Origin of the sequence: Kitasatospora sp. NPDC094016, from assembly GCF_040304045.1 — a bacterium.
Classification (GTDB): domain Bacteria; phylum Actinomycetota; class Actinomycetes; order Streptomycetales; family Streptomycetaceae; genus Kitasatospora.
Window position 1 is genome coordinate 112,578 of the sequence record NZ_JBEOUK010000007.1, and the last position, 25,512, is coordinate 138,089.

A 25,512-nucleotide genomic window follows, 5' to 3' on the forward strand; every position below is an offset into this window, starting at 1 on the left:
CGGCGGCGCCCGGCCCCGGCCCCGGCCCCGGCCCCGGCCGGTGAAGATGCGTCACCCGGCGGCCGGTGGCAGCGTGGGACGGGACACGGCCACCGGCGTGAAGGGCGGCAGGACTCCATGGCGCTGCACAAGGGGGCCGGCAACGACCGCCGGCTGAGCATCGGCCCGCTCGTCGGAGCCGCCGACCCACTGGGCTCGATGAAGCTGGCACCACCGCTGCACCGGCTCGGCGAGGGGCCCGTCACGGCCGACACCGCGTACCAGCTGATCCACGACGAGCTGATGCTGGACGGCAACGCCCGGCTCAACCTGGCGACCTTCGTCACCACCTCGATGGAGGCGCAGGCCGCCCGGCTGATGACCGAGTGCCTGGACAAGAACATGATCGACAAGGACGAGTACCCGCAGACCGCCGAACTGGAGCGGCGCTGCGTGGCGATCCTCGCCGACCTCTGGCACGCCCCCGACCCGGACGCCGCGGTCGGCTGCTCCACCACCGGCTCCAGCGAGGCCTGCATGCTGGCCGGCATGGCGCTCAAGCGCCGCTGGATGCGCCGCAACGCCGAACGCTACGCGGCCGGGGCCCGGCCCAACCTGGTGATGGGCGTCAACGTGCAGGTGTGCTGGGAGAAGTTCTGCACCTTCTGGGAGGTCGAGGCCCGCACCGCGCCCATGGAGGGCGAGCGCTTCCACCTCGACGCCGAGCACGCGGTCGCGCTGTGCGACGAGGACACCATCGGCGTGGTCGGCGTCCTCGGTTCCACCTTCGACGGCTCCTACGAGCCGATCGCGGAGATCTGCGCGGCCCTGGACGGCCTCCAGCAGCGCACCGGCCTCGACGTCCCGGTGCACGTGGACGGCGCCTCCGGCGGCATGGTGGCGCCCTTCCTCGACCACCAGGTGGTCTGGGACTTCCGGCTCCCCCGGGTCGCCTCGATCAACAGCTCCGGGCACAAGTACGGCCTGGTCTACCCCGGCGTCGGCTGGGCCCTGTGGCGCGACCAGGAGGCGCTGCCGGAGGAACTGGTCTTCCGGGTCAACTACCTCGGCGGCGAGATGCCGACCTTCGCGCTCAACTTCTCCCGCCCCGGCGCCGAGGTCGTCGCGCAGTACTACGTCTTCCTGCGGCTCGGCCGGGACGGCTTCCGGGCCGTCCAGGGCGCCTGCCGCGAGGTCGCCATCCACCTGTCCGAAGCGATCGGGCAGCTGGGCGGCTTCCGGCTGCTGACCCGCGGCGACCAGCTGCCGGTCTTCGCGCTCACCACCGCCGACGACGAGCCGTTCGACGTGTTCGACGTCTCGCGGCGGCTGCGCGAGCGCGGCTGGCAGGTGCCCGCGTACACCTTCCCCGCGAACCGGACGGACCTGTCGGTGCTCCGGGTGGTCTGCCGCAACGGCTTCTCGCTGGACCTCGCCGACCTGCTGCTGGCCGACCTCTCCCGGCTGCTGCCGGAGCTGCGGCGCCAGCCCGGCCCGCTCAAGGAGCTCGGGGTGCCGGCCCGGTCGGGCTTCCACCACTAGCGCGTGGGCCCGCCGGGGCGTGAACGCGGTAGGGCGTGAACGCGGTGGGGCGTGAACGCGGTGGGGCGTGATCACGGTGGGGCGTGATCACGGTGGGGAGGGCGCGGCGAAGCGCCCTCCCCACCGTGCGTCCCGGACGAACCGGGGCAGCCTCCCCCCGCGAGGCTGCCCCGGTCGGTGGGGGAATCGGGACGTGCTGCCGGAGCGGGGACCGGTGACCGGTCCGCGTCCGAACGACGCCGTCGGGCGGCGAACCGCGCCGACCAGAGAACTGTGCACGACGGACACGTGCCCATGCGAGCCTCCCCGGGGGTTGTGAGACACTTCCGTCCGTCTCAGCGCCATGACCTGGGGTTTGGGACGCCGGACCGATGGGTTTGGAGAAGCGGAGACACCCGGACGGCCCCGGCCGGAGCCCGTTCCGCTCTCCCCGTCCCCCGTTCCCGTCCCGCATCGTTGGAAGGCCCCATGGGTTCCGCCTGGAAGAACCTGCCCGAAGAGCTGTCCGGACCCGCCCGGCTCCTGGCCGAGGAGCTCCGGGTCGTCAAGGACACCGCCGGACTCTCGCTGTCCGAGCTGGCCGCCCGGACGCACTACAGCCGGGCCTCCTGGGAGCGCTGGCTGAACGGCAAGCGGGTCATCACCGGGCAGGCCCTGGAGGCGCTGACCAGGGCGGTGGACTGCGACGGGCCGGCCCTGCGGGCGCTGTGGGAGCGGGCCGTGGCGGGGCCCGAGGAGGACGGCGGGCCCGCCGCCCCGGAGGAACCCGCCGCGCGGGCGGCCCCCGAGCAGGCGGCCCCCGAGCAGGCGGCCCCCGAGCAACCCCCGGCGGCACAGCCCCCGACGGACCGGACCGGGGCGCCCGCGCCCTCCGACGCACCTGCCGCCTCCGACGTGGCCGACGTGACCGACGTGCTCGACCTGACCGCCGTACCCGGCGAGCCCGGCGGCGCCGTGCCGGCACCCGCGGCGTGGTGGCGGCGCCCGGCGACGCTGCTGACCGGCGCCGCCCTGCTGGCGGCCCTGCTGGTGCTGGTCGGCCTGCGGGCCACCCGGCACCAGGAGCAACCGCAGACCGTCGCCGAGCCCGCCCCGACCGCCACCACGGCCAAGCCCGTCCCGGGCGCTTCCGTCTGCCAGGCCGTCGGCTGCGCGCACAAGGACCCCAAGGCCACCGGCTGCGGCAAGGACGCCCGGACCCTGCAGACCGACGTCATCGGCAAGGTCGTCGTCTACCTCCGGTACAGCCAGACCTGCCAGGCGGCCTGGGCGGCGATCACCGAGGGCGAGCCGAACGACTACGCGACCATCACCGACGACTCCGGCCAGAGCGAGACCGCGCTCATCCACTGGGGCTACGACAACTACTCGTCGATGCTGGACGCGGCCGACCCGGCCGTCACCTTCCAGGTCTGCGGCTACCAGCCGGCCGGACACGTCTGCACCTCGCCCGTCTCCGGTCTGGCCGCCGTGGTGGCCTCCACCCCGATCCCGATCGGCCCCGCCTCACCGCCCCCGGGCACCGGCCCGGACGCGGCGGCCACCGACCTGCCGTCCCCGGGCCAGCCCTAGGGTCCTGGGCCGCTCAGTCGAGGTACCCGCGCAGCTGCGCCGCGAAGGCGTGGTCGCGGAGCTTGATCAGCGTCTTCGACTCGATCTGGCGGATCCGCTCCCTGGTCACGCCGAACACCGTGCCGATCTCCTCCAGCGTGCGCGGGCGGCCGTCGTCCAGCCCGTAGCGGAGCTGGACGACCTGGCGCTCCCGCTCACCCAGGGTGGCCAGGACCGCGTCCAGGTGCTGGCGCAGCAGCAGGAAGGTGGCGGACTCCGAGGGTGAGGCGGCGTCGGCGTCCTCGATCAGGTCGCCGAGCGCGACGTCGTCCTCCTCGCCGACCGGGGTGTGCAGCGAGATCGGCTCCTGGGCCAGCCGGAGCAGTTCGCGCACCCGCTCCTCGGTCAGCTCCAGGACGGCGGCGATCCCGGCCGGCGTCGGTTCCAGCCCGCGCTCCTGCAGCAGGGCGCGCTGCACCCGGATCACCCGGTTGATCAGCTCGACCACGTGCACCGGCACCCGGATCGTCCGGGCCTGGTCGGCCAGCGCCCGGCTCATCGCCTGCCGGATCCACCAGGTCGCGTACGTGGAGAACTTGTAGCCGCGGGCGTAGTCGAACTTCTCCACCGCCCGGATCAGGCCCAGGTTGCCCTCCTGGATCAGGTCCAGCAGGGTCAGTCCGCGGCCGACGTAGCGTTTGGCGACGGACACCACCAGCCGCAGGTTCGCCTCGATCAGTCGGCGTTTGGCGATGCGGCCGCGCACCACCAGGGTGTCCAGTTCGCGGGCCGGCGGGTCGGGCGGCGGGGGGTCGCCGTTCAGCCGCTCCTCGGCGAACAGGCCGGCCTCGACCCGGCGGGCCAGCTCCACCTCCTCGGCGGCGGTGAGCAGGCGGACCCGGCCGATCTCGCGCAGGTACTGGCGGAGCAGGTCCGGCGCCGGGCCGGCGTCGCCCTCGGCCGGCGGGCGGGGCTCCTCCTCGTCCCCGTCGTCGGGCTCCGGATCGTCGGCGTCGGGGTCCGTCTCCGGGGCCTCGGGGTGGCCCTGCGGCACGCCTCGGGCGCCGTCCGGGGGCGCGGCACCGGCCCGGCCGTGGTCCGCCTCCTGTTCCCCGGGCGGTGCGGCGCTCAGCGCGCCGGGCGGTGCGGCTGTCGGTGCGGCGGTCGGGCTGGAGGTCGCGGCAAAGCCTCGGTCCACGGGCATCCCTCGGGGCGGGCGCGACTCTGGCGGACCCGCGCTGAACGGAGGTGGGACGCCCTCCAGTGTGCGGTACGCCACACTCCGTGGCCGAGACTCGTGCGCCGACTTTTCTGGGCCGCTCCCACAGCCCCGCCGCGCTCCTACAGCCCCGCCGCACCCTGGCTGCGGAGCTGCTGGCCGTACTGCTGGAGCTGCCACAGCTCGGTCTGCACGGCGTGCTGCTGCTCGGCGTCGGCCCGGTGGCCGAGCCGCTGCAGGTAGCCGCGGACCTCGGCGATCCGCCGGTCCACCGCCAGCAGGCGCAGCTTGACCAGGAACTCCCCGGCGTAGACCGCGTCCACCTTCCGGCGGGAGCGCACCGGCTCGACGGTCAGCTCGGTGACCAGCGAGCGCACCTGGTCGTCCGGGGCCGCCTCGCGCACCGCGCTGGTGAAGTCGGGCAGCGTCGCCCCGTACGCGGCGCCGCCGGCCTTGGCGATGGCCTGCCGGACGGCGGTGTACGGCAGGGTGGGGAACTCGTCCTCGCCGTAGTGGTCGAAGGCCGGGCTGACCAGGTCCGGGTGCTGGAGCGCCAGCTTGAGCAGTTCCCGCTCGACGAACTGGGCCGGGTCGCGCGGGTTGAGCCGGAACGCGGGCTGCGCCGGGCGCACCGGCGCGGGCTCGACGCGGCGGCCGCGGTCGGCGCCCCGGGGGTTCTGCTGGCGCTCGCGGTCCCAGCGGGCCAGCTGGGAGACCCGGCGGACGACGAAGGGCTCGTCCAGGATGCCGAGCATGCCGGCCAGGCGGACGGCGTACTCATGCTGGATCGAGCGGTCCTTGATCTTGGCGACGATCGGGGCCGCCTCCTCCAGGGCCGCCGACCGCCCCTCCGGCGTCTCCACCCGGTGCTTGGACACCGCCGAGACCAGCGCGAACTCGAACAGCGGGACGGGGTTGTCGATCAGCTGCTTGACCGCCTCGTCGCCCTGGGCCAGGCGCAGTTCGCACGGATCCATGCCGCCCGGGCTGACCGCGATGGAGGTCTTGGCGGCGAACTTCTGGTCGTCCTCGAAGGCCCGCAGGGCGGCCTTCTGGCCGGCCGCGTCGCCGTCGAAGGTGAAGACCGTCTCGCCGCGGTACTGCGAGGTGTCCATCAGCAGCCGGCGGATGATCTTGATGTGGTCCTCGGCGAAGGCCGTACCGCAGGTGGCCACCGCCGAGGTGACCCCCGCCAGGTGGCAGGCCATCACGTCGGTGTAGCCCTCCACCACGACCGCGCGGCCCGACTTGGCGATCTCCTTCTTCGCCAGGTCGATGCCGTACAGCACGTGCGACTTCTTGTAGATCGGCGTCTCCGGCGTGTTCAGGTACTTCGGGCCGTTGTCGTCCTCGCGCAGGCGGCGGGCGCCGAAGCCGACCACCTCGCCCGCGATGTCCCGGATCGGCCAGACCAGCCGGCCCCGGAAGCGGTCGATCAGGCCGCCGCGCTGGCCCTGCGAGGCCAGGCCGCCGAGCAGGATCTCCTTGTCGGTGAAGCCCTTGCCGCGCAGGTAGCGGACCAGGTGCTCCCAGCCCACCGGGGCGTAGCCGACGCCGAAGGTCTTCGCGGCCTCCTCGTCGAAGCCGCGCTCGGCCAGGAAGCGGCGGCCGATCTCCGCCTCCGCCGAGGCCAGCTGCTCCCGGTAGTAGGCGGCGGCCACCTTGTGCGCCTCGACCAGGCGGGTCCGCTCGCCCTGCTGGTGGCGGGGGCTGTAGCCGCCCTCCTCGTAGCGCAGGGTGATGCCGGCCTGGGCGGCCATCCGCTCGACGGCCTCGGCGAAGGTGAAGTGCTCGATCTTCATCAGGAAGGCGATGGTGTCGCCGTTCTCCTGGCAGCCGAAGCAGTGGAAGACGCCCTTGGCGGGGTTCACGTAGAACGAGGCGGACTTCTCGTCGTGGAAGGGGCAGACGCCCTTGTACTCGCCGCCGCCACCGTTGGTGAGCTGAACGTAGTCGCCGACCACGGCGTCGATCGGCAGTGCGCTGCGCACCGCTTGTACGTCTTCGTCCCTGATCCGCCCGGCCACCCCGGAAGTCTACTGGGGTGGCCGGGGTTTCCCGGCGGTCCGGTCGCGCCGGGACCGGTCCGAACGGTTGTGCCTGATCGGTCGGGCGCCGGGCGGTCAGGCCCAGGATGCGCCGACGAGCCTGGCGTGCAGGGCGAGGGCGGAGGCGTCGGTGAGGGTGGCGATCTGGTCGATGACCGCGCGCAGCGCGGCCCGGTCGTCCTCGGCCTCGCGGTAGAGCGCGCCGAACACCGGGTCCAGGCCCTCGGGGGCGCGCTGGGTGAGCACGTACGCCAGCTCGGCGATCACGATCCGCTGGCGGGCCCGCAGCTGGGCCTGCTCGTCGCGCTGCATCACGTAGCGGACGGCGACGGCCTTGAGCACCGCGACCTCCAGCCGGACGCCCCGCGGCACCACCAGCTCGGCCATGTACCGGGTGAGCCGGCCGGGGCCGTAGCGGGCCCGGGTGGCCTGCTCGGCGGCCAGGCAGAAGCGGCCGATCAACTGGCTGGTGAGGTCCTTCAGCCCGGCCCGGGCGCGGGCCGTGCCGTCGTACTCCTGGGGCCACCGCTCCTGGGCGAGCAGCCGGTCGAGGGCGGCGGCCAGCTCCTCCGGCTCGGCGTCCGGGGCGTAGCGCTCGGCGACCTTGAAGAGTTCGGCCCGCTCGCTCGGCGCCCGCAGCGCGGCCGGGTCGATGTGGCCGGCCTGGAGGCCGTCCTCGACGTCGTGGGTCGAGTACGCGACGTCGTCGGACCAGTCCATGACGGTGGCCTCGAAGCACTTGCGCCCGGCCGGGGAGCCGGCCCGCAGCCAACGGAACACCGGCAGGTCGTCGGCGTAGACGCCGTACTTGGGCGAGGCCGGGTCGGTGGGGTGGGCGCCGCGGGTCCACGGGTACTTGGTGGCCGCGTCGAGGGCGGCGCGGGTCAGGTTGAGGCCGACGCTGCGGCCGGGCCAGGGAGCGAGCCGGGCGGCGGGGTGCTCACCCTCCGGGGCGAAGCGCTTGGGTTCGAGCCGGGTGAGGATGCGCAGCGACTGCGCGTTGCCCTCGAAGCCGCCGCAGGCCTCGGCAGCCTGGTCGAGCGCCTCCTCGCCGGTGTGGCCGAACGGCGGGTGGCCGATGTCGTGGGCCAGGCAGCCGGCCTCCACGAGGTCCGGGTCGCAGCCCAGGGCGGCGCCCAACTCCCGCCCCACCTGGGCGCATTCGAGGGAGTGGGTGAGCCGGGTGCGGGGGAAGTCGCTGCGCATCGGGGCGACCACCTGGGTGGTGCCGGCCAGCCGCCGCAGCGCCGCCGAGTGCAGCACCCGGGCGCGGTCGCGCTGGAACGCCGTGCGGCCGGGGCGCTTGTCCGGTTCGGGGACCCAGCGGGCCTCGGCGGCGTGATCGTACGGGAGCGGGGCGGCGGCGAGGCGGTGCGCGGTGTCATCCATATGCCCCTCACGGTACGCCGCGCCCCCGACAGCCGGGGTGTGCCGCGCACGAAGGGGCGTGGGCCGGAGCGTGAATCCTGCGGTACGCGCTGGTGTCCGCCCCGGCCCGCTGCCTGCCGTACGGCCTCAGCCGCGAACGGCCTTGAGGACGACGGCGGCCACCGCCTCCTGCCCCTTGGCGTTGGGGTGGATCGCCGCCAGGCCCGGGGCCGGGAAGGGCGGTTCGACCCAGCGGGTGGCCTCGCCCGCGCACATGTCGTGCCCGGCCGAGGGGGCGGCCGCGTCCACGAACACCGCGCCGGCGCCCTCCGCCCGCCGCTTCAGCATGCCGTTGAGCTGCTGCTCCTTCTCCGAGAGGAATCCCAGGTCCCCGGCCGCGACCGCCTTGCCCAACACCTTTCGGCAGCCGGCCGGGTCGGACGGGAGCAGCGTCGGGTATCCGATCACGTACACCCGGGCCTGCGGGGAGCGGTGCTTGATGTCCCGCAGGATCCGGCCGAGTTGCTCACCGGCCGCGTCGACCTTGCGCTGCACCTCGTCCGTCCCGCCGGAGGCGTAGTGCTCGCGGCAGGGCGAGGACGCGCGGGTGGCGCCGACGATGCCCTTCACCGCGTCCACCAGGTTCTCCTTGGCGCACTCCTTGACGACCTCCATGAAGCCCGCGTCGTTGCCGCCGATGCCGACCGTCACCAGCCGGGTGGCCGCGGTCAGCGCGTCCAGCTGGGGCGGGTTGGTGCCGTGGTCGGTCTCCTGGGCGCCGGTCAGGTCCCCGGTGCGGGCGCCGCTGCAACTGACGTCCTGGAACTGGCCGGCCGGCAGCCCGAGCCCCTTCGCCACCAGGGACGGGTAGTTGGCCCCCGAGCGGGAGCAGCCCTTCGGCTCGCCCACCTGCGGGGCGAGCTTCAGACCGGCGGTGTACGAGTCGCCGAGCGCCACGTACGGGCCGTTCGGCGGTGGCGTGGACTTGGCGTTCTTGGCGGGCAGCGCGCCCGCGAAGCCGTCCGTCCCGCCGTCCGCGGGGGTGCACCCGGCGAGCAGCAGCACGGCGAGCCCGGCCGTCAGGGCGACGGCCGGGCGGAAGGTCCTGGACATGGTCGTGGGCATGGCATCCCCCCGGGGGATAGGCGTCACGGGCAGCTCCGTACAGCGGCGCGTCCCCCGACGCCGCCACCACCAACGAACGGGGCCCGCGAATGACTCCCGTGACTCCCGGCCGCCACCGACCCGGCCGGATCCCGCCCCTGCGAGGCCGATTCCGCGCCGGGCCTACTCCGCGCCGCGTTCGTGCTCGGCCAGGAACTGCTCGAAGCGCCGCCCCAGCTCGTCCGCCGACGGCAGGTCCACCGGCTCGGCCAGCAGGCTCTCACGGCCCTCCGACCCCGCCACCGCGTCGTACTGGCCCTCCATGCCGCGGATCGCCGAACGCAACTCGCCGTCCCCGTGCGCCAGCTGCTCCTCGATGTCGGCGTACACCTCGCCGACCCGCTCGCGCAGCCGGGTGCCGGGCAGCACCAGGCCGGTGGCGGACTGCACCGCCTCCAGGATCAGCACGGCGGCCGCCGGGTACTCCGAGCGCGCCACGTAGTGCGGGACGTGCACGGCGAAGCCCAGCACGTCGTGCCCGGCCTCGGACAGGCGGTACTCCAGCAGCGCCTGGGCGCTGCCCGGGACCTGCGCCTGCTCGAACCACTGCGGGTAGCCGGCCGCCAGGTCGAGCCGGTTGCCGTGCGGGGTCAGGCCGACCGGGCGGGTGTGCGGCACGCCCATCGGGATGCCGTGGAAGTCCACCGCCAGCCGGACCTCGAAGCGCTCCACCAGCTCGCGCACGGCGCCGGCGAAGCGCTCCCACTCGACGTCCGGCTCGGGGCCGGTGAGCAGCAGGAACGGCGCGCCCGCGCCGTCGCGGACGAGCTGGAGCAGGATCTCCGGCGGCTCGTAGGACGCCCACTGGTCCCGGTCGAAGACCATCACGGGGCGGCGCGCCCGGTAGTCGACCAGGCGGTCGTGGTCGAAGCGGGCCACCACCTGCGGCGAGCCCGTCTCCAGGAGGTGGGCCACCACCTGGCCGCCGGCCTCGCCGGCGTCCATGAAGCCCTCGAAGTGCTGGAGCAGCACGAGGCCCGCACCGGTGTCGCGCAGCTCCGCGGTGGCCGCGGCCACCGCGGCCACGCCCTGCTGATCCAGCTCGTACAGCGCCTGGAAGTCACGCACCGCGCACCCAACCCCGTTCTCTACTCGTCACGACGTACCGGCTTCTCGTCCTCTCCAGCGTGCCGGGCGCCGCCGGAATTCCCGACCCGCCCGGCGGCGGGTCCGGCGGCCTCGCCGGACCGCTCCGGACCATGATCGCACCCGGGTGGAAAGCCCCTGGTCACGGGTGTTCAACGGCCCGTCCGAGGGCGGGTCGCAGCGACCCGCACCGCCATTCGCGTGCCGCGAAGTGACGCACCGCCTTCTGACGGGTATCGTCCTCTCGCTGCCTCGCATCGTCGCGTCGTCGTCACGTCGTCCCGTAACGCCGTCGGCCACGTCCCGGACCGGTGCTCGGCCAGCCCACACGACGCATCTTGCCTTCATCTGGCCGCCTGTTTCCTTCGCGCTCCCGTTTCCTCATCGGCCATCTCGCGGACGCACACTGTCCCCTCGCTCATCCCCGCCGGACCGGTCCGTGGACCCGAGTCCGTTCCGGCACCGCGCTGCCCGCCTCCGGGCCGCCGCCCCCGCCCCGCCCGACCGGCTCTCCGGCGTGCGCGGGTACCGGCGGGCGTGCTCCGGGGCCGGGGCGACTGTCCCTGCCTCCCGCGCCGTACCCCGGCACGGTAGGCACCCTCCGACCGATGAAGGACCGAAGGTTCCGTGCCCGTACCTGTCATCCTCACCGGCCGCACCGTGCGGCTGGAGCCCCTCGCCGCGCACCACGCCTCGGCCATCGCCGAGGCCGGCGCCGAAGACCGTACGACCTACGCCTTCACGCCCGTCCCGCACGGCCTCGAAGCGGCCCGCGACTACATCGCGCGCGCCCTCGCCGACCAGGCCGCGGGCCGGTCGCTGCCGTTCGCGACGGTGAACGTGGCAAACGGCCGGGTCGTCGGCTCCACCCGTTTCCTGGAACTCGACTACTGGCAGGGGCCGATGGTCTGGCCACCGGTGCCCGGGGTGCCGTTCGGCGACCCGGCCACGGCCGTCCCGGACGCCGCCGAGATCGGCAACACCTGGCTCTCGCCGCGTGCCCAGGGCACCGGCATCAACACCGAGGCCAAGCTGCTGATGCTGCGCCACGCCTTCGAGACCTGGGGGGTGCAGCGGATCTCGCTGCGCGCCGACGCCCGCAACCAGCGCTCGCGCACCGCCATCGAGCGGCTCGGCGCCACCTCCGAGGGCGTCCGCCGGGCCCACTCGCGCGGGCTCGACGGGGTGGTGCGCTCGACCGCGTTCTACTCGATCCTCGACGACGAGTGGCCCGCGGTGCGGGACATCATCGAGCTGCGGATCGCCGCCGCCACCTCGCCCAGCGCCCCGGATCCGGCGATCAACCAGGAGTGCCTTAGACACGGCGGCGGCCCCGGGCACCTGATCACGGCCTGACCCGGACGCCTGACCACGGCCCGCCAGGGGCTACGGCCGCCGCCCGTAGCCCCTGGCGGCCAGACCGAGGACCCGCGCGAGGAGCTCCGGATCGGCAGCTCCCCGGAAGCGGTCGGGGTGCGCCTCGGCCAGCGCCGACCCGGGCCGCCAGCCGCCGCGCACCGGGGTGACCCGGACGCTCCAGATCTCGAAACCGGTCCAGCTGCGGTGCAGGTGCAGCACGCCCTCGGCGGTGTGGGACACCCACTTGTCCTCCATCTCCCGGGGGCGCAGCCCGGCCCGGATCCGCTGCCACTCCTCGTCCGTCCAGACCACGTCCGGCACCGGGCAGGCGCGGGGCAGCAGCATGGGCTTCAGACGGCCCTCGCTCTCCGGGGCGGGCCGGACGCCGCCCGGCTCGGGGAACGCCCAGCCGGGCAGCGGTTCGCGGGCGGCCAGCCAGGCGGCCGGAATGCCCTCGGTCCCGGTGCGCGCGGCGACCACTCCCCCGGTGATCGCGGCCACCGTGTCCATGTCGCCGCCGGCCGCGACCGCCGCCCGGACGGCGGCCGGATAGTCGCTCAGGTGCCGGGCGGCGCACCACAGGGCGTACGGGACGGTGTCGACGGCGGACGTCCGGCTGCCGTTGCCCAGGATCTCGGCGGCGGCCCTCGGGTCCGGTTCGGCGAGCAGTTGGAGCGCCTCGGTGAGGCCGTCACGGACGGCGCCGTACGGGGTGAGGGCGACCACCGCCGCCAGGAAGGACTCCGGCGTCATCGCCTCGGTGCGCGCCCGCACCGCGTACGCGGCGGCCACCGCGACCGCGACGGCGCCGTCCACCGCCTGCGGGTGGGTGTGGGTGATCACGGCGGTGCCGGCGGCGGGCCGGACCACGGCGGCCGGGTCCTCGGCGTACGCCGCCCCCAGCGGGGCGACCCGCATCGCGGCGCCGTTGCCGTACGAGCCCTGGCCGTCGAAGAGTTCAGCCGCCAGGGCCTTCGCGTCACCGCCCTCCCGGACCAGCCGCAGCATCCGGTTGGCAGCCGGACCGTACCCGCGGTCGAAGTCGTGGCGCCGGGCGAAGGCGTGGGTGAGGTCGAAGGTGTCGATCGTGCCGCGTTCGGCGTGCGCGGCGTACACCGAGCAGGCCATCTCGGTGTCGTCGGTCCACGGCCAGGGGCCGGGCGGGTCGGTGCGGGCGGCGAAGTAGGCGGCGGCGGTGGCCGGGACGAAGAACTGTGCACCGAAGGCATCGCCTACCGAAAGGCCGTTGAGCGCGTCGAGCGCTGGGCCGGTGGGTGGAGTCGTCATATGGTCCCCAGCTCAGCGGTTCGACCGCTGCTCCGTCAACCTCATTCTCACAGGCTCCCCCGACGAGGGATGTTTCGCATACCCCCGATCCTGGTGGGCAGCACCCGGGGTATGACCCGCGTGAACCCGCTCGACCCCGTCGTGCTGCTCGGCGCCGACCAGCAGCACATCGCCACCCGGGCGCAGCTGCGCCGGCTGGGCGTACCGTCCGGCACCATCGCCCACCGGCTGCGCCCCGGCGGGCCCTGGCAACAGGTGCTGCCCCGGGTGATCTGCCTGCAGTCCGGCCGGTTGACGGCGCATCAGCGGCTGCGCGCCGCGCTGGCGTACGCGAGCCCCAAGGGGCGGGCGCCGCAGGCCGGGGAGGTGCTGCTGACCGGGGACGCGGTGCTGGCCGACGCGGGGCTCCCGAGCGCCGGACACCCGGCGGACCTGGCCCGGATCGACGTCCTGATCCCCGCCCGACGCCGCGTCGGCGACCGCGAGTTCGTCCGGATCCACCGGTCGGCCGGGCCGCTGCCGGGCGGCTTCGAGCGGGACGACGGGCTGTGGAGCACCACCGTCGCCCGGGCGCTGGCCGACCTCGCGCCGGGCGAGACCGGGCAGCGCCGGTTCCGGGCGCTGTGCGCGGAGGCCGTCCAGCGGCGGCACTGCGAACTCGGCGAGCTGCTGGACCACTTGCTGGCCCGGCCGGGCGCGCTCGGACTGCCGCAGGTAACCCGGGTGGTGGAGGACCTCACCGCCGGAGTGCGATCGGTGGTGGAGGGCGAGGCCCGCGAACTCCTCGCGCACGCGGGCCTGCCCGAGCCCCTGTGGAACCCGGTGCTCTTCCTGGACGGCCGCTTCCTCGCCGTCCCGGACGCCTACTGGCCGCACGCCTGCGTGGCGTTGGAGATCGACTCCCGCGCCTGGCACCTGCGCCCCGCCGACCACGAACGCGGTCTGGCCCGCGCCAACCGGCTGACCGCCGTCGGGCTCCCCGTGGTCCGCACCACCCCGGTCCAGCTCCGGCGCGACCCCGTCCCGGTGTTCCACGAGCTGACCGCCCTCCTCACCACCGGCCCGCACGGCCCCCACCGCCGGATCAGCTGGCGCCGGGCCCGGTGAGGGGCGAGGGGTGCGGGGTGTCACGCGGCGTGGGGTGTCAGCAGCGCGGGTCGATCTCCTGGAAGGTCACGTAGTGGTCCGGCGACCAGTACTGCTCGCCGGAGCCGCCGGTGACCACGCGGCGGGTGCCGCGGTCGTTGGAGCCCGGGGTGACCACGGTGAACTCGTGGTAGTAGCCGCCGGACTTCTTCGGCAGGCGGCTCTCGCGGTTCTCGAAGACGATGCCGTCGCGGTTGTACGGGTACGGGCCGTTCTTGGCGATCAGGCCGAGGGTGTCCTGGGCCTGGCTGGGGAGCTTGCTGCGGCAGACGTCGGCGAGCGCCGGGTCGGCGGGCACCCAGGTGCCGCTCGGGGCGGGGGTGCCGCCGGCGGGCGGGGACGGCTTGGGGGCCGAGGACTTGGCGGCCGAGGCGCCCGCCGAGGTGGCGGTGGAGCTCGCGGCGGCCTGGGGGTGGCTGCTGCCGCCCTTGCCGGCGAGCAGGTACCCGATGCCGGCGACGAGGGCCAGGATCAGGACGGCCACGACGACGAGCGGGCTTTTACGTCTGGTCATGCGCCCCAGCTTGGCAGGCCCGCGGGCGCCGCCCGGCCAGCTACACACGTGGCCGCCGCCACATCCGGCCGGCCGGGGAACGCCGGCCGGCAAGCGCGGCCGGGCACAGACGGACGGCCGGGCGGGGACGGACGGCCGGGCGGGGACGGACGCCATTGTCCGTTCCCGCCCGGCCGTTGTTACGTACGCCGGTTCTCCTGCGCCGAGCTCCGGTGTACGCCCTCCCGACGGGGAGGGAAGCGGTCAGTCCGGCCCGCGGCCGAGGAGGGGATGCCTACCCTCTCTCAGCGCGGGTCGCTGCCCGCCGTCTCGATGGCGGCGCGGCCTGCCTCCAGGCGCGCCACCGGGATCCGGAAGGGGGAGCAGGAGACGTAGTCCAGCCCCACCTCGTGGAAGAAGTGGACCGAGTCCGGGTCGCCGCCGTGCTCGCCGCAGACGCCGAGCTTGAGGTCGGGGCGGGTGGCCCGGCCGGCCTCGACGGCGTGCTTGACGAGCGCGCCGACGCCGTCGCGGTCGATGGTCTCGAACGGGGAGACCCCGAAGATGCCCTTCTCCAGGTACGCGGTGAAGAACGAGGCCTCCACGTCGTCCCGGGAGAAGCCCCACACGGTCTGGGTGAGGTCGTTGGTGCCGAAGGAGAAGAACTCGGCGGCCTCGGCGATCTGACCGGCGGTGACCGCGGCGCGCGGCAGCTCGATCATGGTGCCGAGCTTGATGTCCAGCTGGACGCCGGTGGTCTGGGCGACCTCGGCGAGCACGCGCTCGCACTCGTCGCGGACCAGTTCCAGCTCCTGGACGGTGCCGACCAGCGGGATCATCACCTCGGGGCGCGGGTCCCCGCCGGCCAGCCGGCGCTCGGCGGCGGCCTCGGCGATGGCGCGGACCTGCATGCCGAACAGGCCGGGGATGACCAGGCCGAGGCGGACGCCGCGCAGGCCCAGCATCGGGTTCTGCTCGTGCAGCTTGTGCACCGCCTGGAGCAGGCGCAGATCGTTCTCGTTCGGGTCCTTGCGGGCCTCGGCGAGGGCGACGCGCACCGACAGCTCGGTGATGTCGGGCAGGAACTCGTGCAGCGGCGGGTCGAGCAGCCGGACGGTGACCGGCAGGCCGTCCATGGCCTGGAAGAGCTCCAGGAAGTCGCCCTTCTGGAGCGGCAGCAGGGTGGAGAGGGCGAGCTCGCGGTCCTTGTCGTTGTCCGCCAGGATCAGGTGCTCGACCTCCTTGCGGCGCTCCTCGCCGAGGAACATGTGCTCGGTGCGGCACAGGCCGATGCCCTGGGCGCCGTAGCGGCGGGCGCGCCCGCCGTCCTCGGCGTTGTCGGCGTTGGCGCGCACGGCGAGCCGGCGGCGGACGTCGGCGTGCGCCATCAGCCGGTGGACGGCCTGGACGAGCCCGCCCTGGACGTCGGCGCCGGCGTGCAGGGTGCCCTCGAAGTACTCGACGACGGGGGACGGCAGGACGGGGACCTCGCCGAGGTAGACCTTGCCGGTGGCGCCGTCGATGGAGACGACGTCGCCCTCCTCCAGCACCAGGCCGGCGGCGGTGGTCATCCGGCGGCGCTTGGTGTCGACCTCCAGCTCCTCGGCGCCGCAGACGCAGGTCTTGCCCATGCCGCGGGCGACGACGGCGGCGTGCGAGGTCTTGCCGCCGCGCGAGGTGAGGATGCCCTCGGCGGCGATCATGCCGTCCAGGTCGTCCGGGTTGGTCTCGCGGCGGACCAGGATGACCTTCTCGCCGGAACGGGACCACTTGACGGCGGTGTAGGAGTCGAACACGATCTTGCCGATGGCGGCGCCGGGCGAGGCGGCGAGGCCCCAGGCGATCTGCTGGGACTCGGCGTTCGGGGCGAAGCGCGGGAACATCAGCTGCGAGAGCTGGCCGCCGGTGACCCGCATGAGGGCCTCGTCCAGGTCGATCAGGCCCTGGTCGACCAGCTGGACGGCGATCCGGAAGGCCGCGGCGGCGGTGCGCTTGCCGACGCGGGTCTGCAGCATCCAGAGCTTGCCGCGCTCGATGGTGAACTCGATGTCGCAGAGGTCGCGGTAGTGGTTCTCGAGCGTCTGCATGATCGTCATCAGCTCGTCGTACGACTTCTTGTCGAGCTTCTCCAGCTCGGCCAGCGGCAGGGTGTTGCGGATGCCGGCGACGACGTCCTCGCCCTGGGCGTTGGACAGGTAGTCGCCGTAGACGCCCTGGGCACCGGTGGAGGGGTCGCGGGTGAAGGCGACACCGGTGCCGGAGTCCTCGCCGAGGTTGCCGAAGACCATGCTGCAGACGTTGACCGCGGTGCCGAGGTCGTTCGGGATGCGCTCCTGCCGGCGGTACAGGCGGGCGCGGTCGCCGTTCCAGGAGTGGAAGACGGCGTGGATGGCGAGGTCCATCTGCGCGCGCGGGTCCTGCGGGAAGGCCCGGCCGGTCTCGCGCTCGACGATGCCCTTGAACACCTCGACGAGTGCCCGGAGGTCGGAGGCGTCCAGGTCCAGGTCGTCGGCGGTGCCCTTGGCGTGCTTGGCCTCGTCCAGGGCCTCCTCGAACAGCTCGCCGTCGACGCCCAGCACGGTCTTGCCGAACATCTGGACCAGGCGGCGGTAGGAGTCCCAGGCGAAGCGCTCGTTGCCGGACTGGGCGACGAGACCGACCACCGAGGCGTCCGAGAGGCCGATGTTCAGGACGGTGTCCATCATGCCGGGCATGGAGAACTTGGCGCCCGAGCGCACCGACACCAGCAGCGGGTCGTCGGGCTGGCCGAGCTTCTTGCCCATCTCCTGCTCGAGCGCGTCCAGGTGGGCGCCGATCTCCTGGTGCAGCGAGGCCGGCTCGCTGCCGGTCTCCAGGAAGACCTTGCAGGCCTCGGTGGTGATGGTGAACCCCGGAGGGACGGGGAGGCCAAGGTTGGTCATCTCGGCCAGGTTCGCGCCCTTGCCGCCGAGAAGGTCCTTGAGGTCCTTGTTTCCTTCAGTGAAGGAGTAAACAAACTTCTGCTGGGACGGCACGGGTCGGTCTCCTCGTACGCGGTTGCCCTGACGCCGGAGAACATACCCATTTCGAAGGTTCTTCTCTGCCCCGAATAGGCCGTACGAGGCCGGTACCCGGGGGTAACCCGATAGATCGAATGCACATAAAGGCGTTCACCTCTGTTGGTGAAATCGTCCGGATGACGCTAGCCCGCCTTCAAGTCTTGAACGAATGGAAACACGAAGATCGCACGATTCGGACGCTGGGTAGCGGTCGCGGGTCACCCGCGTCGCCCCGGCTTGATTTCCTGCACTCGGATCGGCCGATCACCGGCCCACCGGCTTCGGGAAGCGATTCACAGTCGACCTGTCCATTTCGTCCACCGGCCCGCCATCGGGCGCCGCCACATGTGGCAAGCGTCACCAGCGCATCTCACCGGTCGAACGTAGTCCGCCTCCGCCGATCGTCGCACTCCGTCCAGAAACGTGCCCGTTCCGTGACATCGGACCGCCGAAAAGGAGCCCTCCTGTCCAGATTGGACAAGAGGGCTGGGACCGAGTGGCAGTGGGCCCCGGAGGGGCGATTTCGCCACTACGGACAGATCATCCGCCAGAGGTGTCCGATTCGGCGTCCACCCCCGGTCGGGCGCAGTCGTACGGATCGTCCAACCAGCCCTCGGGCAGCACCACCCGGTTGTTGCCGGCCGTACGCCCGCGCGGCCCGTCCGCACCGGCCGGCCAGGCCTGGGACTGCTCCACCAGGGCGAGGGTTTCGGCCAGTTCGACCAGGGAGGAGGAGTTGGCGAGCTTCACCCGCAGCTCCGAACCGACCGAGAAGCCCTTGGTGTACCAGGCGACGTGCTTGCGGAAGTCGATCACGCCGCGCGCCTCGTCCCCGATCCACTCACCGAGCAGCTGCGCGTGCCGCACCATGGCCCGCGCCACGTAGCCGAAGTCCGGACGGGCGTAGTCGACCTCGCCCTCGAAGATCGAGACCAGGTCCCTGAACAGCCACGGCCGGCCCAGGCAGCCGCGGCCCACCACGACGCCGTCGCAGCCGGTCTCCCGCATCATCCGCAGCGCGTCGTCCGCCGACCAGATGTCCCCGTTGCCCAGCACCGGGACGTGCGCCGGAACGGACTCGCGCAGCCGGGCGATCGCCGACCAGTCGGCCGTACCGCCGTAGTGCTGGGCGGCGGTACGCCCGTGCAGGGCGATCGCCGCCACGCCCTCCTCGGCGCCGATCCGGCCGGCGTCCAGGTAGGTGAGGTGGTCGTCGTCGATGCCCTTGCGCATCTTCATGGTGACCGGCAGGTCGCCCGCGTTGGCCACGGCCTCGCGCAGGATCTCGCGCAGCAGGTTGCGCTTGTACGGCAGCGCCGAGCCGCCGCCCTTGCGGGTCACCTTGGGGACGGGGCAGCCGAAGTTGAGGTCGATGTGGTCGGCCAGGCCCTCGTCCGCGATCATCCGGGCGGCCTTGCCGACCGTCACCGGGTCCACGCCGTACAGCTGGATCGAGCGCGGCTTCTCGCTGGCGTCGAACTTGATCAGCTGCATGGTCTTGGCGTTGCGCTCGACCAGGGCCCGGGTGGTGATCATCTCGGAGACGTACAGGCCCTTGCCGCCGCTCTGCTCGCGGCAGAGCGTGCGGAACGGCGCGTTGGTGATGCCGGCCATCGGCGCCAGCACGACGGGCGGCCACACCCGGATCGGGCCGATGTCCAGCGGCGCGAACTCGGCGTCGGGCGCGGTGGGTGCGGGCGTGGCTGTCATGCGCGGCTGACCTCGGGGCAGGGGAACGGGACTCTCCATTGTCCCCCACTCGGGTCAGCCCCGGTTTCCGGGCCGCTCCAGGCCGCTCCGGGCCTCCCAGGGCCCCAGACCTCTCTAGGCCGGGTCGATCGTGATCGAGCCCGAGGTGACCGAGCCGTGGATCCGGTTCGGGCTGGCCGGGTCCGCCAGGCTCGGGTCGATGTGGCGGCTGCCGCTGCCGACCTCGCCGCTGAAGGCGTAGTGGGAGTCCTGCGGCAGGGCCAGCTTCACCGAGCCCGACCCGCTCCTGGTGTCCACCGACCGCGGCGCCCTGGAGAAGGCCAGGTCGACCGCCCCCGAGGTGGTCTCCGCGTACACCTGCTCCGAGCTCAGGTCGGTGCCCTGCACCATCCCGGAGGTGGCGTGCGCGTACACCTGCCCGGACGTGCCGATCAGTTTCAGCTCGCCCGAGGTGAGGTCCATCCGGACGCCGCCGCTCAGGCCGTCCACCTCGACGCTGCCCGAGCTCACCTCCCCCGAGACGTCGGTACCGGCCGGCACCTCCAGCTCGATCTGGGCACCGCAGCCGAAGTCGGCGAACGGCAGGAACGTCCGGCACTCCATGCCGACCGTGAGCACGTCACCGTCGAAGGTGGTCGACACCGACGGCTTGCGCACCATCCAGTCCAGGTTCTGCCGGACCACCACCCGGCCGTCGCGGCCCGCCCTGATCCGCACCGAGGCACTGCCGGTGTCCAGCCGGAGCTTGTGGACGACGACGTTGTACGGCTGCGTCGAGGTCGTCTGCTGCTGCACCACCATCGCCCAGGTCTGCATCCCGGCGCCGATCATGACGATCGCGATCGCGATCGTGCCGGTGGTCCGCCAGGCCTTCCGCCCCCACGCCTTCGTCGGTCCGCCCACGGCTACCCGACCTCCAGGAACCGCAGCACCGCCAGCACCCGGCGGTGGCTGTCGTCGGCCGGCGGCAGGTCGAGCTTGGTGAAGATCGAGTTGATGTGCTTGGCCACCGCGCTGTCGCTGACCACCAGGGCGGCCGCGATCGCGGCGTTGGAGCGGCCCTCCGCCATCAGGCCGAGCACGTCCCGCTCGCGCGGGGTCAGCTTCTCCAGCGGGTCCCGGTGGCGGCGCACCAGCAGCTGGGCCACCACCTCCGGGTCCAGCGCGGTGCCGCCCGCGGCGACCCGCTGCAGCGCGTCCACGAAGTCGTCCACGTTGGCCACCCGCTGCTTGAGCAGGTAGCCGACGCCGCTGGTGTTGGTCGCCAGCAGGTCGGCGGCGTAGCGCTCCTCCACGTACTGGGAGAGCAGCAGCACGGCGACGTCCGGCCACTGCCGGCGGATCATCAGCGCGGCCTTCACGCCCTCGTCGGTGAAGCCCGGAGGCATCCGGACATCCGCCACCACCACCTTCGGGCGGTGCTCCTCGACGGCCGCCAGCAACTCGGTGGCGTCCCCGACGGCGGCGGCGACCTCGAAGCCCACCGCCTCCAGGACCTTGACCAGGCCGACCCTCAGCAGGACCGAGTCCTCGGCGATCACAGCGCGCACGGCAACTCCACGGTGATGGTGGTGGGGCCCCCGAGGGGGCTGAGAACGGACAGCGTGCCGTCGACGGAGGCGGCGCGCTTGCGCAGGCCGGTCAGCCCGGTACCGCGGGAGGCGTCCGCACCGCCCACGCCGTCGTCGCTGATGACCAGGCGCAGCCGGCCGCCGACCGTCCGCACCGAGAGGTCGACCCGCTGGGCGCGGGCGTGCTTGGCCACGTTGGTCAGGGCCTCGGAGACGGTGAAGTAGGCGACCGCCTCGACGGTCGGGACGACCGGCTCGGCGAGGTGCACGTCCAGGCGCACCGGCAGCGGGGCGCGGGCCGCGATGCCGGACAGCGCCGCGTCCAGGCCGCGGTCCTCCAGGACCGCCGGGTGCAGGCCGCGGACCAGGTCGCGCAGCTCGTCGATGGCCGCCTGCGCCTCCTCGTGCGCGTCCACGATCACCTGCATGACCTCGGGCGGGACGTCCTTGAGGGTGCGCCGGGCCAGGCCCAGGTTCATCGCGAGGGAGGTCAGGCGCTGCTGGGCCCCGTCGTGCAGGTCCCGCTCGATCCGGCGGCGCTCGGCGTCCACCACGTCGACCAGCCCGGCCCGGCTCTCGGCGATCTCCTCGACCCGCCGCTCCAGCGCCTCCGCCCGGTTGGGGCCGAGCAGCAGCTGGGCCGTGCGCACCTCCAGCCAGGCCGCCAGCGCCGCCAGCCAGGGCATCACGGCCAGCAGCAGCACCCCGGCGACCGTGATCAGGACGTCCAGCCCGGCCAGCTCCGAGCGCAGCGGGCTGCCGACCGGCATCAGCCAGACCCAGCCGTACACGCCGGCCATCACCACACCGGCGCCCCAGGCGTACAGCACCACCAGCGCGCCCGCCGCCAGCAGCGGGCCGGCCAGCAGGTGGTGGACGCTCTGGCGCCAGGTCAGCCCCAGCAGCAGCCGGCCCGGCAGCCAGGCCCACGGCTCGCCCGGGCGCGGCGGCGACACCTCCACCCCGCGCAGGGCGCGCAGCCGGCCGCGCTGGGCGGCGGTGAGCGGGCGCGTGCAGACGAGGACCAGGACCGTCATCGGGAAGAGCAGCTTGGACTCGGTGACGGCCAGCCAGACCGGCAGGGCCATCGGGAGGCCGGCGGCTATGAAGCGGGTGTCCCGCCAGGCCTCGGGCGACCACGGGGGGCGCCGAAGGCTCCTGACGAGCGCTCGGCGCAACGTGGTGGAGGGCATGACCGACAGCGTAGGGCGCGATGATCAACGGCCGCCATGAAGGGGGGCTCACGGTCGGGGTGTATCCAGGTACACCCCGGATTCGGAGCACGGCACCACCGACAGCGGCCCGTGATCGACGGGAAGCTGGACGGCATGACGAGCACCGCATCGCACTCCGCCACCCCGCCGCACCGGCGGCCCGTCCCCGGAAGCCACGGGGGTGTTCCCGGGGACGCGCTCCGCCGGACGGCGGGGCCGGAGGGGACGCTGCCGGTCGGGGCCGGGCCCTGGTCGGTCCGCAGCCTGGTCGGCCGCCGCGACCGGGCCGCGCTGGAGGTGTACCAGGACGGCGAGTTGGCCGATGTCCTGGTCGCCGCCCGGCTCACCCCGCAGCTGCTGCGCGGTGCTCGGCGCAGCCCGGCCGGCGGGCGGGCGCACCACGTGCTCGCCTGGGGCCGGCTGGCGGCCGACGGTGGTGCGCCCGCGGTGGCGTTCACCGCCGGGCGGCTGGCCGGGCCGCTCGGGTCCGTGCGGCCGTTCCGGTCCGTGCGCTCGCTCCGGTCGGCCGGGCCGTTCCGGTTCGAGCGGCCGGCCGTCGGCGCCGAGGTGGTCACCGTCGCCGGGCGGTTCTGGCTCGCCTGGGCCGAGGGCCCGTACACCGGGGTGCTGGTCCGGCACCCCGGCGGGGACACCACCGAGCGGCAGCCGCTGGAACGGGTGCGGCGCCGGGGCGAGGCCGCGGTCATCGGAGGGACGGCATGAGCACCGCCGTCCTCGCCGGCCGCCCGGCCGCCGCCCTCGTCCTGCCCGCCCGCTTCGAGCGGGTGCCCGCCGTGGCCGCCGTCGCGCTGCTGCCCTGGCTCGCGGTCCTCGCCGCCTGCCACGAGACCCCGTGGGTGGTGCTCGACCTGCTGGAGTTCTCCGCGCTGCTCTCGCTCGACGCCCTGCTGCGCCGACGCAGCGCCGCCGCCGGCTGGGCCGGCGCAGCGGTGGCCCTGCTGCTCGCGGGGGACGCGCTGGCCGACATCGCCTGCGCCGGCCCGGGCCACGCGGTACTCGCCGCCCTGGTGATGGCGCTCGGCGTCGAACTGCCGCTCGCGGTGGTGTGCGTGCTGCTCGGGCGTGCCGTCCTCGCCCCTCGCTAGAAGCCGTCGGGCCGGCTAGAAGCTGCTGGGCAGTCGGTTCATCAGCTCGCGGGTGTCCTCGTCCAGCGGGGTGTACGTGATCATCCGCGTCCCGAGTCGGGGGCCGAGCCAGAAGCTGGTGTACTCGCAGCGCAGCAGTCCGACGCCCGGCACCTGGAACCGTTTGATCCCGTTGCTCGGCCCCATCACCTCGTGCCGCTGCCAGACCTCCGCGAAGTCCGGCGAGGTCTTGAGCAGCCGGGCCAGCAGTGCCTTCCAGGCGGGCTCCGCGCTGTGGTCGGCCATCGCGGCGCGGAACCGGGCCACCATGCCGAGGCGTTCGGTCCGGTAGTCGATCAGCACCTCGCGGAACCGCGAGGGGGCGAACGCCAGCCACATCAAGTTGCGGTCCTCGGGCGGAAGTTCGTTGAGATCACCGATGATCGCGGTGTACTGGGCGTTGTACGCGAGCACGTCGTAGCGGGCGTTGACGGCCACGGCCGGGTACGGCGCCATCTGCTCCAGCACCAGCCGCACGCTCGGGGTGACCGAGGGGCACTCCTTCACCGGCGCCGGATCCTCCGCGCCGGCCAGGGTGAACAGGTGCGCGCGCTCGCTCGGGTCCAGCAGCAGGGCGCGGGAGACCGCGTCCAGCACCTGGGTGGACACCTGGATGTCGCGCCCCTGCTCCAACCACGTGTACCAGGTCACCCCGACGGCGGCGAGCTGCGCGACCTCCTCGCGGCGCAGCCCCGGCGTGCGGCGGCGGCCGGTCGGGGGCAGGCCCACCTGGTCGGGTGCGATCCGCTCGCGGCGGCTGCGCAGGAAGGCCGCCAGGTCGTGCCGGCGGGCGTCGTCGGGGGCGGTCCGGGCTTGCGCCGCCGAGGCGGACCGGGCTTGCGCGGCCGGAGTGGTGAGGCTCATGGTTCCTAGCATGCGCCAGCCCGGAGCCTGTTGCCAGGTACTTCTTATACCTGGATAACCACACTCTGGTACCAGGGTACGACCAGGCGGATCGTAGGACCCGTGACCCAACAACTCGCCGTCGCCCCCGACCCGGTCCGCACCGCCACCACCCCCGGCACCGCGACCGCGACCGCCGCCCGCACCGCCGTCCCCTCCCTCGGCACCGCCGGGCTGGTCACCGTCCTGCTCGGGGCCTTCCTGCCGATGCTCGACTTCTTCATCGTCAACGTCGCGCTGCCCACCATCGACCACGACCTGGCCGCCGGGCCCGCCGTCCTGGAACTCGTCGCCGCCGGCTACGGCATCGCCTTCGCCGTCCTGCTCGTCCTCGGCGGGCGCCTCGGCGACATCTTCGGCCGCCGCCGGCTCTTCGTCGTCGGCGCCGCCGCCTTCGCCCTCACCTCGCTCGCCTGCGGCCTCGCCCCCGGCGCCTGGACGCTGGTCGCCGCCCGCGCCGCCCAGGGCGCCTCGGCCGCGCTGCTGATCCCGCAGGTCCTCGGCACCATCACCGCCGCCACCGACGGCGCCCGGCGCGGCCGCGCCCTCAGCATCTACGGCGCCGTCGGCGGCATCTCCGTGGTGATCGGGCAGGTGCTCGGCGGCATGCTCGTCGCCGCCGACCTGTTCGGCACCGGCTGGCGCTCCGTCTTCCTGCTCAACGTGCCGTTCGCGCTGCTCGCCATGGTCCTCGCCGTCCGCTACGTCCCGGAGAGCCGGGCCACCCAGGCCGCCCGGGTCGACGTGCCCGGCACCGTCCTGCTCACCGCCTCGCTGCTCGCCCTGCTCGTCCCGCTGATGGAGGGCCGCGCCGCCGGCTGGCCGCTCTGGTCCTGGGTGCTGCTCGGGCTGTTCCCCGTCCTCGCCGCCGCCTTCGTCCTGGTCGAGCGCCGGGCGGAGCAGCGCGGCGCCACCCCGCTGGTGCCGCCGTCCCTGCTGCGCATCCCCGAGATGCGGCGCGGCCTCGGCATCGCCCTGCCCTACTTCGCCGGCTTCGGCGGCTTCATGTTCGTCATCGCCGTCGCCCTCCAGCAGGGCCTCCACCTCGGTCCGGTCGCGGCCGGCTGGGCGCTCGTCCCGATGGCCGTCGGCTACTTCACCGCCTCGCTCTCCGGCCCCCGCCTGATCGGCCGCTACGGCAGCCGGGTGCTGAGCGCGGGCGCCGTCATCCAGGCCGCCGGCCTGGCCACCCTCGCCGTCACCGTCCTCGCCGACTGGTCGCACTTCTCCCCGCTGCGGATGGCGCCCGGCGTCGCCCTCGCCGGCATCGGACAGGGCCTGATCGGCACCCCGCTGTTCCGCGTCGTCCTCGCCAAGGTGCCCGCCGCCCGGGCCGGCGTCGGCAGCGGCGTCCTGGCCACCGGCCAGCAGTCCAGCCTCGCCCTCGGCGTCGCCACCCTCGGCACCCTCTACCTGTCGCTCTCCCCCGGCCTCGGCATGGACCGCGCCCTCGCCCTCTGCCTGGGCCTCCAGCTCATCGGCTCCTTCGTCATCCTGTACCTGACCACCCGCCTCCCCCGCTCCATCGGCTGAGCCCACCGGCCCCACGGGCCACGGCGACGGCAACGGCAACGGCCCCGCGATCGGCACCCGATCGCGGGGCCGCCGCCACGCCGCGGGGCACCTCCTGCGCAGCCCGCCACCCGGGAGGCGTGGACCGCGCCGGCACCCCGGGGGAACCGGCCGGCC

General features: G+C 73.9%; 20 protein-coding genes. 7 read left to right on the forward strand and 13 right to left on the reverse strand.

Going from position 1 to position 25,512, the window contains the following annotated elements; genetic code table 11:
• The first annotated feature begins 117 nt into the window (after nucleotides 1-117).
• Both gad and ABT015_RS09745 read left to right on the forward strand, forming a co-directional pair.
• Complete coding sequence (gene gad, locus ABT015_RS09740; protein ID WP_350878159.1) at nucleotides 118-1,521, forward strand: glutamate decarboxylase; 1,404 nt, start codon at nucleotides 118-120, stop codon at nucleotides 1,519-1,521.
• Nucleotides 1,522-1,989: 468 nt separating this feature from the next.
• Complete coding sequence (locus ABT015_RS09745) at nucleotides 1,990-3,093, forward strand: helix-turn-helix domain-containing protein (RefSeq protein ID WP_350878161.1); 1,104 nt, start codon at nucleotides 1,990-1,992, stop codon at nucleotides 3,091-3,093.
• Between the two features lie 13 nt (nucleotides 3,094-3,106).
• Here ABT015_RS09745 and ABT015_RS09750 read toward each other — a convergent pair whose 3' ends face one another.
• The 5 genes from ABT015_RS09750 to ABT015_RS09770 all read right to left on the reverse strand — a co-directional run bounded on the left by ABT015_RS09750 (nucleotide 3,107) and on the right by ABT015_RS09770 (nucleotide 9,939).
• Nucleotides 3,107-4,276: an RNA polymerase sigma factor gene (locus ABT015_RS09750; protein ID WP_502897278.1), complete on the reverse strand. Its 1,170-nt coding sequence runs from the start codon at nucleotides 4,274-4,276 to the stop codon at nucleotides 3,107-3,109.
• Nucleotides 4,277-4,413: 137 nt separating this feature from the next.
• Nucleotides 4,414-6,318, reverse strand: a complete 1,905-nt coding sequence (gene dnaG, locus ABT015_RS09755) for a DNA primase (RefSeq protein ID WP_350878164.1) — start codon at nucleotides 6,316-6,318, stop codon at nucleotides 4,414-4,416.
• A 96-nt stretch (nucleotides 6,319-6,414) separates the two neighbouring features.
• Nucleotides 6,415-7,728 carry a deoxyguanosinetriphosphate triphosphohydrolase gene (locus ABT015_RS09760; protein ID WP_350878166.1) on the reverse strand — a complete coding sequence of 438 codons (1,314 nt, stop codon included), beginning with the start codon at nucleotides 7,726-7,728 and terminating at the stop codon, nucleotides 6,415-6,417.
• A 126-nt stretch (nucleotides 7,729-7,854) separates the two neighbouring features.
• The gene (locus tag ABT015_RS09765) at nucleotides 7,855-8,820 is read right to left on the reverse strand and encodes an SGNH/GDSL hydrolase family protein (protein ID WP_350878168.1); all 966 of its coding nucleotides are present in this window, start codon (nucleotides 8,818-8,820) and stop codon (nucleotides 7,855-7,857) included.
• Between the two features lie 174 nt (nucleotides 8,821-8,994).
• Nucleotides 8,995-9,939 (reverse strand): PAC2 family protein, encoded by a 945-nt coding sequence (locus tag ABT015_RS09770; RefSeq protein ID WP_350878170.1) that lies wholly within the window; start codon nucleotides 9,937-9,939, stop codon nucleotides 8,995-8,997.
• A 645-nt stretch (nucleotides 9,940-10,584) separates the two neighbouring features.
• On the opposite strand from ABT015_RS09770, the gene ABT015_RS09775 reads away from it, so the two are divergent.
• Nucleotides 10,585-11,313 (forward strand): GNAT family N-acetyltransferase, encoded by a 729-nt coding sequence (locus ABT015_RS09775; RefSeq protein WP_350878172.1) that lies wholly within the window; start codon nucleotides 10,585-10,587, stop codon nucleotides 11,311-11,313.
• Between the two features lie 30 nt (nucleotides 11,314-11,343).
• Here ABT015_RS09775 and ABT015_RS09780 read toward each other — a convergent pair whose 3' ends face one another.
• Nucleotides 11,344-12,603 carry an ADP-ribosylglycohydrolase family protein gene (locus tag ABT015_RS09780; RefSeq protein ID WP_350878174.1) on the reverse strand — a complete coding sequence of 420 codons (1,260 nt, stop codon included), beginning with the start codon at nucleotides 12,601-12,603 and terminating at the stop codon, nucleotides 11,344-11,346.
• A 111-nt stretch (nucleotides 12,604-12,714) separates the two neighbouring features.
• On the opposite strand from ABT015_RS09780, the gene ABT015_RS09785 reads away from it, so the two are divergent.
• Nucleotides 12,715-13,710, forward strand: coding sequence for a hypothetical protein (locus ABT015_RS09785; protein WP_350878176.1), 996 nt, complete (start codon nucleotides 12,715-12,717; stop codon nucleotides 13,708-13,710).
• Between the two features lie 37 nt (nucleotides 13,711-13,747).
• Here ABT015_RS09785 and ABT015_RS09790 read toward each other — a convergent pair whose 3' ends face one another.
• The 6 genes from ABT015_RS09790 to ABT015_RS09815 form a co-directional block, all read right to left on the reverse strand.
• Nucleotides 13,748-14,263 (reverse strand): ribonuclease, encoded by a 516-nt coding sequence (locus ABT015_RS09790; protein ID WP_350878178.1) that lies wholly within the window; start codon nucleotides 14,261-14,263, stop codon nucleotides 13,748-13,750.
• A gap of 284 nt (nucleotides 14,264-14,547) precedes the next feature.
• The gene (gene ppdK, locus ABT015_RS09795) at nucleotides 14,548-17,256 is read right to left on the reverse strand and encodes a pyruvate, phosphate dikinase (protein WP_350878180.1); all 2,709 of its coding nucleotides are present in this window, start codon (nucleotides 17,254-17,256) and stop codon (nucleotides 14,548-14,550) included.
• Nucleotides 17,257-17,820: 564 nt separating this feature from the next.
• Nucleotides 17,821-18,990 carry a tRNA dihydrouridine synthase DusB gene (gene dusB, locus ABT015_RS09800; protein ID WP_350878182.1) on the reverse strand — a complete coding sequence of 390 codons (1,170 nt, stop codon included), beginning with the start codon at nucleotides 18,988-18,990 and terminating at the stop codon, nucleotides 17,821-17,823.
• A 114-nt stretch (nucleotides 18,991-19,104) separates the two neighbouring features.
• Nucleotides 19,105-19,893: a DUF4097 family beta strand repeat-containing protein gene (locus ABT015_RS09805; RefSeq protein ID WP_350878184.1), complete on the reverse strand. Its 789-nt coding sequence runs from the start codon at nucleotides 19,891-19,893 to the stop codon at nucleotides 19,105-19,107.
• Nucleotides 19,894-19,895: 2 nt separating this feature from the next.
• Nucleotides 19,896-20,540 (reverse strand): response regulator, encoded by a 645-nt coding sequence (locus ABT015_RS09810; RefSeq protein ID WP_350878186.1) that lies wholly within the window; start codon nucleotides 20,538-20,540, stop codon nucleotides 19,896-19,898.
• Nucleotides 20,528-21,754, reverse strand: a complete 1,227-nt coding sequence (locus ABT015_RS09815) for a sensor histidine kinase (RefSeq protein WP_350878188.1) — start codon at nucleotides 21,752-21,754, stop codon at nucleotides 20,528-20,530. The genes ABT015_RS09810 and ABT015_RS09815 overlap by 13 nt, the downstream gene beginning before the upstream one ends.
• A 135-nt stretch (nucleotides 21,755-21,889) precedes the next feature.
• Between ABT015_RS09815 and ABT015_RS09820 the strand changes: the two genes are divergently transcribed.
• Nucleotides 21,890-22,498 carry a hypothetical protein gene (locus ABT015_RS09820; RefSeq protein WP_350878190.1) on the forward strand — a complete coding sequence of 203 codons (609 nt, stop codon included), beginning with the start codon at nucleotides 21,890-21,892 and terminating at the stop codon, nucleotides 22,496-22,498.
• The gene (locus ABT015_RS09825) at nucleotides 22,495-22,881 is read left to right on the forward strand and encodes a hypothetical protein (RefSeq protein WP_350878192.1); all 387 of its coding nucleotides are present in this window, start codon (nucleotides 22,495-22,497) and stop codon (nucleotides 22,879-22,881) included. Before ABT015_RS09820 ends, ABT015_RS09825 begins: the two co-directional genes overlap by 4 nt.
• 15 nt (nucleotides 22,882-22,896) lie before the next feature.
• On the opposite strand, the gene ABT015_RS09830 is transcribed toward ABT015_RS09825, so the two are convergent.
• Nucleotides 22,897-23,784, reverse strand: coding sequence for a helix-turn-helix transcriptional regulator (locus ABT015_RS09830; RefSeq protein WP_350878194.1), 888 nt, complete (start codon nucleotides 23,782-23,784; stop codon nucleotides 22,897-22,899).
• A gap of 102 nt (nucleotides 23,785-23,886) precedes the next feature.
• Here ABT015_RS09830 and ABT015_RS09835 point away from each other — a divergent pair, with 102 nt between their 5' ends.
• Complete coding sequence (locus ABT015_RS09835) at nucleotides 23,887-25,356, forward strand: MFS transporter (RefSeq protein ID WP_502897279.1); 1,470 nt, start codon at nucleotides 23,887-23,889, stop codon at nucleotides 25,354-25,356.
• Nucleotides 25,357-25,512: the final 156 nt, after the last annotated feature.

Bases quoted from the DNA above. Each gene is read 5' to 3' on its own strand.
- ABT015_RS09750 (WP_502897278.1), bottom strand. From the start codon at position 4,276: ATGCCCGTGGACCGAGGCTTTGCCGCGACCTCCAGCCCGACCGCCGCA.
- ABT015_RS09790 (WP_350878178.1), bottom strand. From the start codon at position 14,263: ATGACCAGACGTAAAAGCCCGCTCGTCGTCGTGGCCGTCCTGATCCTG.
- gad (WP_350878159.1), top strand. From the start codon at position 118: ATGGCGCTGCACAAGGGGGCCGGCAACGACCGCCGGCTGAGCATCGGC.
- ABT015_RS09820 (WP_350878190.1), top strand. From the start codon at position 21,890: ATGACGAGCACCGCATCGCACTCCGCCACCCCGCCGCACCGGCGGCCC.
- ABT015_RS09760 (WP_350878166.1), bottom strand. From the start codon at position 7,728: ATGGATGACACCGCGCACCGCCTCGCCGCCGCCCCGCTCCCGTACGAT.
- ABT015_RS09785 (WP_350878176.1), top strand. From the start codon at position 12,715: ATGACCCGCGTGAACCCGCTCGACCCCGTCGTGCTGCTCGGCGCCGAC.
- ABT015_RS09765 (WP_350878168.1), bottom strand. From the start codon at position 8,820: ATGTCCAGGACCTTCCGCCCGGCCGTCGCCCTGACGGCCGGGCTCGCC.
- ABT015_RS09745 (WP_350878161.1), top strand. From the start codon at position 1,990: ATGGGTTCCGCCTGGAAGAACCTGCCCGAAGAGCTGTCCGGACCCGCC.
- dusB (WP_350878182.1), bottom strand. From the start codon at position 18,990: ATGACAGCCACGCCCGCACCCACCGCGCCCGACGCCGAGTTCGCGCCG.
- ABT015_RS09780 (WP_350878174.1), bottom strand. From the start codon at position 12,603: ATGACGACTCCACCCACCGGCCCAGCGCTCGACGCGCTCAACGGCCTT.
- ABT015_RS09830 (WP_350878194.1), bottom strand. From the start codon at position 23,784: ATGAGCCTCACCACTCCGGCCGCGCAAGCCCGGTCCGCCTCGGCGGCG.
- ABT015_RS09825 (WP_350878192.1), top strand. From the start codon at position 22,495: ATGAGCACCGCCGTCCTCGCCGGCCGCCCGGCCGCCGCCCTCGTCCTG.
- ABT015_RS09815 (WP_350878188.1), bottom strand. From the start codon at position 21,754: ATGCCCTCCACCACGTTGCGCCGAGCGCTCGTCAGGAGCCTTCGGCGC.